The sequence below is a fragment of the Nitrosomonas sp. genome, from assembly GCF_040256045.1.
Classification (GTDB): Bacteria; Pseudomonadota; Gammaproteobacteria; order Burkholderiales; family Nitrosomonadaceae; genus Nitrosomonas.
Map to the genome: position 1 here is coordinate 1 of NZ_JBDZWD010000067.1, position 9572 is coordinate 9572.

Below are 9572 nucleotides of genomic sequence, written 5' to 3' on the forward strand. Positions count from 1 at the left end.
TAATCTACCGCAACTATCTGATAATCGAACGCAAAACGATTGCACGAATTTTATCTCTCATTTAACTGATAGGATTAAATAATGTCATCAATTGGTTTTATGGCTATCGCTACGATTACTGATTGTGTATAACACCCACAAATTCAGTTAGTTCTGCTTCAAACAGGTCTTATCAGTCAAACCAGCAGATCTTCAAGGTTTCCACCTGCTTCAAGATGCTCTTTTATCCACTTGGGCTGGCGCCCGCGCCCCGACCAGGTCTGATTACCTTTTTTATATAAAGGAGGAAAAATCTCTTTTTTCTGTTTCTCACCAAAACCTAAATCTTTTTCAGTGATGCCATATAACTGAATCTTTGCCTTGATATCCGCAATAACATCAGCTATCTCTTTCGCACGAATTTCATCAGACCAATTTTGCAGCTTCCGGATTTCTTGCTGAATCTCCATATAAGTCAAGTTCTTCATCTTGGATCTATATTGATAAAAATATTATTTTCTATTTTCTGCAAAAACGCATTATCCGCCAATCAATGAGATGAAATGCCTCTTACAGTCTAACCAATTTCTATGATTCCATAAATCATATAATGAGATTACCTGAGGAAGGGAAAGAATCTCTTCAATTGCCCGTTCGGCATCATTCATCGGAACGGAGCATCTGCGATCCGCATAAACACTTGCCAATTGCAATACATCTCTAACAACAAATTCCCGCTCACTTTCACTTTTGCATTCGGAAACAGCAACAGACGCATACTCAACCACCCAGTGCGCACGTCGGTACTGATCATCCAGTTTTTTGTATTGGAATTCGGTACCAATAATGCGGTACCTGCGCCTGAACAGTGCATCAGGCGTTCAACCGTACAATGGGCCACAGCAATGCCTTCGCGTTGCAGCTGACGCCAGATTTTGCGTACACCATAGACCTGCATATTGACCTGCCAGACGCGCTTAATGTCGACCATCAGGCTCTCATCTCTCTTGGCACGTGTGCGCTGCACAGTTACGGGCAATGCACACGGATGACATGACGCCGAGAGGCGGATGGAGTGGCCTGCAACATCCGGCAGATAGGCTCAACCCCGTAAATGTAGGCGTTCGTTTCTTCAGTTCGCGGTCGAGTGCTACCAGGGTGAAAACAAGCGAACGCGCAGTTTCGATAAAGAAACGCTGGCAGACTTCAGAATCTCATTGGCGCGGCGCAACTCTTTGACCTCGCGCTCCAATGCCTGGATCCGTTCGTTTTCTTCGGTGGTGACACCAGGACGAAGACCATGATCGCGACTTCATGGTTGCGAACCCATTTCGTCAGCGTATACGTGGAACACCCGATCTTCGGCGCGATGGGCGGCGCGGCGGCCTACAGCGATGATGAGTATTCGTCCCGGTGCTCCTGCACCAGGCGCGGGGCGGTTCACTTCACGATTGAAATCGTTGATATCGCTGAAGAAGCGGAAGCTACCACCCTCCCTCAGTTGATCATGCATGAAATCCATCGAGCAGCAGTCGTGGATGGTTTGTGGCACAGCCAGTGGCTCTGGCTTCTCCCTGACCAACCGCTTTTTCGGCCGGATGCACAGATTCAGCTCCGGTTCGCAATAGATCCGGTATACCCGTTTGTGATTCGGTGAAGATGAAATGAACTAATTTTTAGATATTATTAGTTAAGAAATACTAATTCGACTAGTAAATATGAATCTATTAATTATTCATTGAATCATGATTTAATTTGCATAAGTTTTATGATTTCTGTTTACCATTATTAATAATTAATCAATCTCTGCGTTGATATAATTATTAAAACGATTCATTATTTCAAGAAAGGTAAATCACATGAGAAATGGTGATAAGACAGGACACGAGATTTCTTATTTTGATGAACAAACACAGAATTATATTGAAGTGAATATTGATAAAGCCAGAGATAAATTTATGGAAACAGATAATATTTTAAAAGAAGAGAAGAAGCTTATCAGCTTCTACTGCCCTCTATATTTTGAGCGTTTAAATAAAGAAATTCGATAACGGAGCTTAATCATGGACTGGAATACAGTTGAAGGAAACTGGAAACAACTAAAAGGCAAGCTCCAAGAAACCTGGGGTGATCTGACCGATGACGAACTGGATGTTATTGCAGGTAAACGTGATCAGCTGGTAGGAAAAATCCAGGCCAAATACGGAATTGCAAAAGAAGAAGCTGAAAGGCAGGTGGATGCTTTTACCCATAAATTCGCAGATGGATACGACCATGATAACGATACTGGCAACAATAAAGGCAATCGTTATCGGCGGGACGACAGCGAAGGATATTAGATAAGCACCTGGATAGATAAATAATGTTTTTTAGACAGGGAGAGTATATGAATCGTTTTTACTCAACCAGTGATTTTGGATGTTTGAAGTTTAATAAAAGGAGACTAATCATGGACTGGAATACGGTTGAAGGAAACTGGAAACAACTAAAAGGCAAGCTCCAAGAAACCTGGGGCGATCTGACCGATGACGAACTGGATGTTATTGCAGGTAAACGTGATCAGCTGGTAGGAAAAATCCAGGCCAAATACGGAATTGCAAAAGAAGAAGCTGAAAAACAAGTGGATGACTTTGCCAGCAAGTGTAATAACTGCTGAGTATCACGCCCACTCCTCCGATTATGGATAACGGATTACCACAATCCTCCAATCCGTTATCCATAACCTTTTTACCCTAAATAATTAGGAGAAGAAGCATATGTCAATCAATCGAGAAGTATTACAAAGTAGTTATCCACATCCTGGTTTTTCCATTAACTGAGGAACCACATTCGCCGGGCTGGCCCGTTTCAGCACTCATCAAAAAGATAAAGCTGTTTTGAGAAATGATAATCGGACCCTCATGCAGAAATAGTCATTCAGTTTAAGAGCCAGCCGGTACATATGTAATAAGAAACACTTTTAACTTGTTAAATTTATAGGAGTTTATCATGAAAAAACTAAATATTTTGTCCACATTCGTTGCTGCCTCTTTTGTTACTACGACATCTTTTGCAGGTCTGCTGGATAAAGACGTGGATTATGCGACTCTCCCTCCTGCAGTACAGCAGGCAATTGCTCAATATGCTCAGGGTGCAACAATTGAAAGCGTTGAAGAACGCCTGACCAAAGAAGAGGGCCTGAAAGTCTACAAAGTAGAAGCCAAAAAAGCCGATGGTACAGAAATAGAGTTTGAAGTAGATACAGCCGGCCAGTTAATTGAACTGGAAAAAGACTAATTAAAACTATAGTTAACAAAAAAGGAGACGAATCATGAAAAAGATATTATCACATGTCGTTTTTCTAGCCTTTTTCTTGTTCGGTTCGGTTAGCGTGCAAGCAGAGAATTCGCATCTACGACAAGCCATCAAGCATACTGAGGCCGCAATGGAAGCAGTAGATGCGAGAACGATTGCAGAGCATGCGGAAGAAGCAAAACATCATGCCACTGAAGCTAAATCAACTGATCCAAAAGATCAGCATATCCTGGAGGGTTTGAAATATCTGGAGGATACTATCAAGGAATCAAGTGTTGATAATACTGATTCCGCCAGACAAGCTGCTACTGATGCACTAAATAAATTTAAGCAAGCTGCAGGTAAAGAATAAAGCAAGCAAAAATTCGGAATCTTTTTAAGATTTTTTACAGCTTTCAGGAGGAATACAAAATGATGAGCTGGGCCGTTACATTTTTAATTATTGCTTTGATAGCTGGCATCTTTGGGCTTACCGGCATTGCTGGCGTAGCAATGAATATTGCATGGATAGTATTTGTCGTAGGGCTAATTCTTGCCATTTTCTTTTTTGTCACTGGGAGACGTCCACCTTTATAGAGGGTTAGAAACCAGGATTTTAATTATTGAATATTGCTTCACACAATTCAGGTTTCCTGTCCGGTGGCCCCCATCTCGTTATAGTGGTGCAACTGCTATTCTTGCATCATAGGAACAGCATTATTGCACCACATTTCATAATCATTTGACTATAACAACATATTTTAAAGGAGATTGAAATGGGTAAATACATACTGGCGTGGCTACTTGGCGTACCAGCAATCCTACTGGTCATTATTTATTTGTTCTTTAACTAAAAATCTGTTCCATGGGTAATCTCCCATTTATGATGGGCCCCCGAAGTAGAGGACAAGAAAATTCTAATTCTGGGCACCGCTACTTTGTGGGGGGATTACCGCGGACACCAACGTTCTTCCGGGGTGGCGAAGCCGCCCGCCAAGGCAACAACAGACAGAGTCATCGCCGCTCGCTTGATCCGGATGAGTGTCTGGCGCGATTCGCCGCAGCCACGATTTGAAGAAATAAGCGTGATCGACTACCGCAAACGAAGAATGTGTTTCAAAACCGGCAGCTCATGCCGCCATTGATTCCTTTACTCGCTTGACTCCGGCCGGTTAATGGGTGCCCCCCCCCTGTTTTCCTTAAGCCGCATCTTTAATGTTCATTTCCACTTTCAGACCGATACTCGTAATCATATCTATCAATGATTCTAGAGAAAACAGATCAATCTTTCCTCTCATCAAATCAGAAACGCGAGGTTGAGTTACCCCGAGTAATTCTGCCGCTTTGAGTTGCGTAAGCCCACTATTTCTCAAATGCTCTTGCAGAACTATTAACAACTGAGAACGCATCTTCATACTTGCGGCCTGCTGTGGCGTATCTTCGATCGCATCCCACACACTTTCAAATTTTTTGCTCATTTAAGCTTCCTCACTAATTCCTTGTAATTCCTTGTATCTGGATTTGGCTAGGTGAATGTGCTGGCCAGGCGCTACGCCATCAATCCCAAGACGGTGGCGAAATGGAAGAAGCGCAACTTTACGCACGATGCCAGGATGGGTCCGAAAGAGCCGCGTTCCACGGTTCTGGCGCCAGAAGGAAGCCGCTTGCGTAGCCTTCCGCAAACATACGCTGCTGCCGTTGGATGACTGCCTTTACGCCTTGCAAAGCAGCATTCCCACCCTGACCCGATCATCCCTGCATCGCCTGTTCCAGCGCCACAACATCAGCCGCTTACCGGAGGTGGAAGGCGAGAAACCTGCCAGAAAAAAGTTCGCCCCATATCCCATCGGCTATTTCCATATCGACATTGCCGAAGTACGGACAGAAGAAGGCAAACTGTATCTATTCGTCGCCATCGACCGAACCAGCAAGTTCGCTTATGCTGAATTACTGCCCAAGTACGGCAAGATGGAAGCTGCGCAGTTCCTGCGCAATCTCATCGCCACCGTACCCTATAAAATCCATACCATCCTCACAGACAACGGCATCCCGTTCACCCACCGCAAAACAGACAGGCATGCTTTCTTGCATATCTTCGACCCTGTCTGCCTGGCGTGCCGGATGCTGAACCGATCTATCTCCTGATGACGACCTTGCTCGATTCAACAGCCGCCCCGGCCCAGGAGTTGGCGGCGCTCTACCAGTCGCGCTGGACGATCGAAACCATTTTTGCGGAAATGAAGACCACGCTCAAAGGAGCGGATGTCATCCTGCGTAGCAAGACGCCGGAACTGGTGCGCCAAGAGTTCTGAGGCTTGCTGCTCTGGCACATCATGTCGTGCGCAAATTGATGCTGGAGGCGGCATTGGCGCAGAAACAGCCACCCGATGGATTGAGCTTCAAACATTCGCTTTTCCTCATGCGTCGCAAACTCCCCCCAGCGGCGCCCTCCTCTCCAGAGCAGTTCCAGAAGTGGTGGCAGAAATTGCTTGAGGCGACTGCATCGGGCACACTGACCAGCCCGAGAGGGCGATCCAATCCACGATTGGTCAAACGCCGAACCAAGCAATACTTGCCTCGCAAGGGCGGGGAATTACTCAATTTGCGCCATGATTGGTCGCCGGTGGTCGTAAAGTGAACAGCATTGGGGACAGACCACGGTTTTCATAGAACATTCGGCAGGACCAAACACAAGCAGAGTGGCAAACTGCTTTCTGAATTAAGGCAAGGCGTAAACTCATCAGAAAACCGTGGTTTATTCCCCTATTTTCCCGTAAGGACCGCGCTTTATTGGCACACTGCTTAAACAACCCGTCCTTGCGAGGAGGCCCGGCCGACGCGGCAATCCAGTGTCACGATAAAAACCGGTAACCTTATATTCTGCTGACATCGTTGCTGGATTGCTTCACGCCGCTGGCGTTCGCAAAGACGACAGAAATCGGAGTGATCCGCACTACATCTACTTCATTATTGCGAGGAGGCTGCAGCCGATACGGCAATCCGGTGCTGTCGTAACAATGAAGGAAGCAGATAATTTTGTACATTCTGTTACAGCGTAGTGTATTGTGTAGCTTGACACAACACAATTCGATTCAGTAGGCTGAACTGATGAAGATCAAAAGTGTTGTACATAAGAGGTTACGGAGATTCATCGAAAGCGATGATGCCAGTGGATTACCGCCTGATGTTGTCGCTAAAATTAGGCGTATGGTGTCCTTCCTTCAGGATATGGAGAAAGAAGACGAATTGCACACCATACAAAACTGGAAAGCTCACACACTGACTGGCAGCCGCAAGGGCACATGGAGCCTATTTGTCACCAGAAATTGGCGAATGACATTCCGGATCGATAAGAATGAAATCAAGATCATCGATCTCAATTTTGAAGATTACCACTAAGAGATGACTATGAACGCTAATATTGAAATTCGCTTGAAAAGCCCTGCTCATCCCGGCGGCTTTATCAAACATGAAATTATTGAACCATTAGCTCTGTCTGTAAGCAACGCAGCCGAAGTACTGGGCGTTTCACGAGCGGCGCTTTCAGCATTGCTGAATGAGCGTGCACACCTGTCACCAGAAATGGCATTACGCATCGAAAAAGCTTTTGGCGTGTCAATGGATACGCTTATGCGAATGCAAAACAGTTACGATATCGCACAAACACGCAAGCGCGCAGAGGAAATCAAAGTTGTGCCGTTCAGTGGAAAACCGATTGAACCAAACTCAGCAGTCTGACTAACCCAAGTTCGTGACCCCACACCAAACTGCCCACTTCACCGTTGCGAAAAAGTTATTTGACAAACCCTTTACTGGATTTCAGGATATTTTCAATTAATCTGTAGATAGTTGTTTGTCCAAGCGTTCTTGGCCAGTCTTTGCAAGGGGGGTGATCACGCTTCTTGGCTCGGGAAATCGCATCGTTAATTTGTTCCTGACTGATCTTCCGCATATTGATTCCTTTGTCATAATCTTGAATTCAGTGCTTGAGTCGATCCATACAGTCGTGGGACTAAACATATATATAGTTTGAGTTCCTTGTTTTTAAGGTGATCTGTCATCCTTTTCAATACCTGTGACGGTGAGCTGTCATGTTTTCCTTTCAAATAGCTCACACGCACAACGGATGTTTCATCGGTGAAGATATCAAAATAGATCGGCTCGGTTTTGACACCTTCTGCCGCGATGAAAAAGAGCTTTTTATAGCGCCGTTCTCCCATCGGCCGCTTTAATTTCCGTCGCTGAGCAGCCACTATTGTACCTCCTCAGTGGCTCGCGCCTCCTCTCCCTCTGCAAAATTGCTGCTGAGTAAGATACGAGGTGTTCCACCAAGCCTGCCTTGTAGATAGCTTTTACGGATATCTTTGTCGTATCGTACATCTTTGAATTCGCTGAAAGATATCAGTGTGGATACGCCGGCAGGTTTGCGCTCAGCCACCCACATCTCATCACGACGAAGCAACTGCTGATCCATCAGCATAACATCATGGGTAGTCAGCAGGAGCTGAGAACGGGTATTAGCGGAGCAGCTGGCCAGGTACGCCTCCAAAAGACGATGTGTCAATAGGGTGTGAAGACTTCGATCCACCTCATCGATAACAAATACCTTCTTCGAACCGAGTGCTGCAAGCTCCAGGAAAGCAGGCAGTAGATCAATTACGCGTCGTGATTCATCCGATTCTTGCCGGATCTCGAATTTGGCTTCCGTACCGTCTGCCTTGGGGTGGTAGGTCACCAATTTCTTGGCGACGAGCTCACCATTCTTGCGTGTGAAGACGAATCGCTCATTCTTGTCCGACATCAAGCGAATCGTCATTCCTTCCTTGACATCCTCCTGCAGCAGCATCTTCATCGGCTCGGGCAAGGGAATATTCTCGAAGGGAATCTCCTCTCCACCTAGATGTGCAATACCCGTATCAAGCTGCGGTAGCATCTCGTTCATCGTGGCATAGAGGGGATGGCCATCATCGAGGAACTGTTCGAAAAGCTCGAAGCGCGAGTCAGGGGCAACCAAGTCCAGCGAATCCTTGAACCAGTCATAGACAGGCTGAAAATTATCCACCTTCTGTGACACCGAGTTCGTCAGGAATAGTTGATTGTCACGCGTGCCCTTGAAAGCAAACTGCAAGAATTGATCCTTTTTCAGAGCTTCATTGAATTTGATCTGGCCACCAGAGCGCACATATAGCTCCCGTTCACTGGTACTTGTGACAACCACCAGTTTCTCGTCAACAATGGTTTTACGATTTACTGAAAAAGAGAATTCATAGACCGTTTCATCAATTAACAGCTCAAAGGCAAAGCGAGAGGGTTTATCGATGCTAGTGTTGTCCAGACGAAAACCCTCAATGGGCAAGGAACTGCCAGGTTGTGTTCCCCTGACTACCAACATCTTGGCGAAATTCAGTGCTTTGAAGAAATTGGTTTTACCAGAAGCATTGCCGCCATAAATGGCAGCAATCGGCAGGATTCGAATGTTGTATTTCCCAAGCTTGGGCAATCTGTCTCCATGCTGGCGTTCCCGACTGGCAATCATCGAAAATGTGACGGGATCACGGAAAGACATCCAGTTTTCGATAGAGAAGCTAATAATCACGATTTAATATGAAAAAGAGAAAATTGTGCTTATAAATGAATATTATGCATAGAATATAAGATTTTGTCGTTATAAAAGAGAAATTATCTCTTTTTGCGCACCATCTAAAATGGTCCGACTAGTCTTAAGAATAAACCTGAAAAAGTTGCTTCTGTCTGTCGATAGCAACTCCAGTGGGTTACGCCTGGTCAGCCTGGATGGTCACCCGTGAAACCATAAACGCGTATACCGCATGTATTATCATATGGGACTGATCTGCAAGACAAACCAGCGCCGATGTTTTTGATAACCGCTATGGCCCATGCGCCGACTTGCTCGTGTTCCACACATTGCGGACACTTACGCCGCGACTGACTGTAAACCCCAGAAATTTACGATCAGAGGGTCTGTCTACCGCACTTTTTTGCGGATGTACTATGAACCTCAGCACGTCGTGTGCATAGCGAGTCGGATCAGTTGCGCTTTTCGCTTGTGTGCGCTCTCCCGCGAACCTGAGGTTACCGCACCTGCATTGTCCCGAGAAAACAGGGGCAGGAACAAACCACAATTTCCGTCTTTATCTGTTTAATCCTGCCGCTGCCAGAATTAACAATTAATCCACGATTGGTCAAACGCCGAACCAAGCAACATCTGCCTCGCAAGGGGGGTGAACCACTCAATTTGTGCCATGATTGGTCACCAGTTATCGTAAAATGAACAGCATTGGGGACAGACTACGGTTTTC

Annotated in this window: 15 protein-coding genes and 3 pseudogenes; 11 read left to right on the top strand and 7 right to left on the bottom strand. The window is 45.6% G+C overall.

From position 1 onward, the window contains the following. Positions 1-176 precede the first annotated feature (176 nt). The 3 genes and pseudogenes from ABUL11_RS10265 to ABUL11_RS10275 form a co-directional block, all read right to left on the bottom strand. Positions 177-467: an H-NS histone family protein gene (locus ABUL11_RS10265; protein WP_350283765.1), complete on the bottom strand. Its 291-nt coding sequence runs from the start codon at positions 465-467 to the stop codon at positions 177-179. 371 nt (positions 468-838) lie between these two features. Then, positions 839-1407: pseudogene (locus ABUL11_RS10270) on the bottom strand (IS3 family transposase); the annotation flags it as partial. Between the two features lie 16 nt (positions 1408-1423). Then, a pseudogene (locus tag ABUL11_RS10275) lies at positions 1424-1630 on the bottom strand (IS3 family transposase); the annotation flags it as partial. 208 nt (positions 1631-1838) lie between these two features. On the opposite strand from ABUL11_RS10275, the gene ABUL11_RS10280 reads away from it, so the two are divergent. The 6 genes from ABUL11_RS10280 (at position 1839) to ABUL11_RS10305 (ending at position 3849) form a co-directional block, all read left to right on the top strand. Further along, the gene (locus ABUL11_RS10280) at positions 1839-2030 is read left to right on the top strand and encodes a hypothetical protein (protein WP_350283766.1); all 192 of its coding nucleotides are present in this window, start codon (positions 1839-1841) and stop codon (positions 2028-2030) included. Between the two features lie 12 nt (positions 2031-2042). Beyond that, positions 2043-2318 carry a CsbD family protein gene (locus ABUL11_RS10285; protein WP_350283767.1) on the top strand — a complete coding sequence of 92 codons (276 nt, stop codon included), beginning with the start codon at positions 2043-2045 and terminating at the stop codon, positions 2316-2318. A gap of 110 nt (positions 2319-2428) precedes the next feature. Then, on the top strand, positions 2429-2635 hold the full coding sequence (locus ABUL11_RS10290; RefSeq protein WP_350283768.1) for a CsbD family protein: 207 nt from the start codon (positions 2429-2431) through the stop codon (positions 2633-2635). A 332-nt stretch (positions 2636-2967) separates the two neighbouring features. Then, a complete protein-coding gene (locus ABUL11_RS10295) occupies positions 2968-3255 on the top strand; it encodes a PepSY domain-containing protein (RefSeq protein ID WP_350283769.1) in 288 nt (95 codons plus the stop codon). A gap of 34 nt (positions 3256-3289) precedes the next feature. Beyond that, positions 3290-3625 (top strand): small metal-binding protein SmbP, encoded by a 336-nt coding sequence (smbP, locus tag ABUL11_RS10300; protein WP_350283770.1) that lies wholly within the window; start codon positions 3290-3292, stop codon positions 3623-3625. 59 nt (positions 3626-3684) lie between these two features. Next, a complete protein-coding gene (locus tag ABUL11_RS10305) occupies positions 3685-3849 on the top strand; it encodes a DUF1328 domain-containing protein (RefSeq protein WP_350283771.1) in 165 nt (54 codons plus the stop codon). A 602-nt stretch (positions 3850-4451) separates the two neighbouring features. On the opposite strand, the gene ABUL11_RS10310 is transcribed toward ABUL11_RS10305, so the two are convergent. After that, complete coding sequence (locus ABUL11_RS10310; RefSeq protein ID WP_350283772.1) at positions 4452-4730, bottom strand: helix-turn-helix domain-containing protein; 279 nt, start codon at positions 4728-4730, stop codon at positions 4452-4454. A gap of 51 nt (positions 4731-4781) precedes the next feature. Between ABUL11_RS10310 and ABUL11_RS10315 the strand changes: the two are divergent. The 5 genes and pseudogenes from ABUL11_RS10315 to ABUL11_RS10335 form a co-directional block, all read left to right on the top strand. Beyond that, positions 4782-5361 (top strand): annotated as a pseudogene (locus ABUL11_RS10315) (DDE-type integrase/transposase/recombinase); the annotation flags it as partial. A gap of 5 nt (positions 5362-5366) precedes the next feature. Next, positions 5367-5564: a transposase gene (locus ABUL11_RS10320; protein ID WP_350283773.1), complete on the top strand. Its 198-nt coding sequence runs from the start codon at positions 5367-5369 to the stop codon at positions 5562-5564. A gap of 26 nt (positions 5565-5590) precedes the next feature. Then, complete coding sequence (locus tag ABUL11_RS10325) at positions 5591-5890, top strand: hypothetical protein (protein ID WP_350283774.1); 300 nt, start codon at positions 5591-5593, stop codon at positions 5888-5890. A gap of 470 nt (positions 5891-6360) precedes the next feature. Continuing rightward, a complete protein-coding gene (locus ABUL11_RS10330) occupies positions 6361-6651 on the top strand; it encodes a type II toxin-antitoxin system RelE/ParE family toxin (protein WP_350283775.1) in 291 nt (96 codons plus the stop codon). A gap of 9 nt (positions 6652-6660) precedes the next feature. Continuing rightward, positions 6661-6990 (top strand): HigA family addiction module antitoxin, encoded by a 330-nt coding sequence (locus ABUL11_RS10335; protein WP_350283776.1) that lies wholly within the window; start codon positions 6661-6663, stop codon positions 6988-6990. A 55-nt stretch (positions 6991-7045) separates the two neighbouring features. Here ABUL11_RS10335 and ABUL11_RS10340 read toward each other — a convergent pair whose 3' ends face one another. Genes ABUL11_RS10340 through ABUL11_RS10350 form a run of 3 tightly spaced genes read right to left on the bottom strand, consistent with a single transcriptional unit; the run spans position 7046 to position 8818 of the window. Then, entirely contained in the window at positions 7046-7204 is a 159-nt protein-coding gene (locus ABUL11_RS10340) for a hypothetical protein (protein ID WP_350283777.1), read from the bottom strand. 13 nt (positions 7205-7217) lie between these two features. Next, positions 7218-7505, bottom strand: coding sequence for a hypothetical protein (locus tag ABUL11_RS10345; protein ID WP_350283778.1), 288 nt, complete (start codon positions 7503-7505; stop codon positions 7218-7220). Beyond that, positions 7505-8818: an AAA family ATPase gene (locus ABUL11_RS10350; protein ID WP_396957894.1), complete on the bottom strand. Its 1314-nt coding sequence runs from the start codon at positions 8816-8818 to the stop codon at positions 7505-7507. The genes ABUL11_RS10345 and ABUL11_RS10350 overlap by 1 nt, the downstream gene beginning before the upstream one ends. Positions 8819-9572 lie beyond the last annotated feature (754 nt).

Bases quoted from the DNA above. Each gene is read 5' to 3' on its own strand.
- ABUL11_RS10265 (WP_350283765.1), bottom strand. From the start codon at position 467: ATGAAGAACTTGACTTATATGGAGATTCAGCAAGAAATCCGGAAGCTG.
- ABUL11_RS10280 (WP_350283766.1), top strand. From the start codon at position 1,839: ATGAGAAATGGTGATAAGACAGGACACGAGATTTCTTATTTTGATGAA.
- ABUL11_RS10285 (WP_350283767.1), top strand. From the start codon at position 2,043: ATGGACTGGAATACAGTTGAAGGAAACTGGAAACAACTAAAAGGCAAG.
- ABUL11_RS10290 (WP_350283768.1), top strand. From the start codon at position 2,429: ATGGACTGGAATACGGTTGAAGGAAACTGGAAACAACTAAAAGGCAAG.
- ABUL11_RS10295 (WP_350283769.1), top strand. From the start codon at position 2,968: ATGAAAAAACTAAATATTTTGTCCACATTCGTTGCTGCCTCTTTTGTT.
- smbP (WP_350283770.1), top strand. From the start codon at position 3,290: ATGAAAAAGATATTATCACATGTCGTTTTTCTAGCCTTTTTCTTGTTC.
- ABUL11_RS10305 (WP_350283771.1), top strand. From the start codon at position 3,685: ATGATGAGCTGGGCCGTTACATTTTTAATTATTGCTTTGATAGCTGGC.
- ABUL11_RS10310 (WP_350283772.1), bottom strand. From the start codon at position 4,730: ATGAGCAAAAAATTTGAAAGTGTGTGGGATGCGATCGAAGATACGCCA.
- ABUL11_RS10330 (WP_350283775.1), top strand. From the start codon at position 6,361: ATGAAGATCAAAAGTGTTGTACATAAGAGGTTACGGAGATTCATCGAA.
- ABUL11_RS10335 (WP_350283776.1), top strand. From the start codon at position 6,661: ATGAACGCTAATATTGAAATTCGCTTGAAAAGCCCTGCTCATCCCGGC.
- ABUL11_RS10340 (WP_350283777.1), bottom strand. From the start codon at position 7,204: ATGCGGAAGATCAGTCAGGAACAAATTAACGATGCGATTTCCCGAGCC.
- ABUL11_RS10350 (WP_396957894.1), bottom strand. From the start codon at position 8,818: ATGTCTTTCCGTGATCCCGTCACATTTTCGATGATTGCCAGTCGGGAA.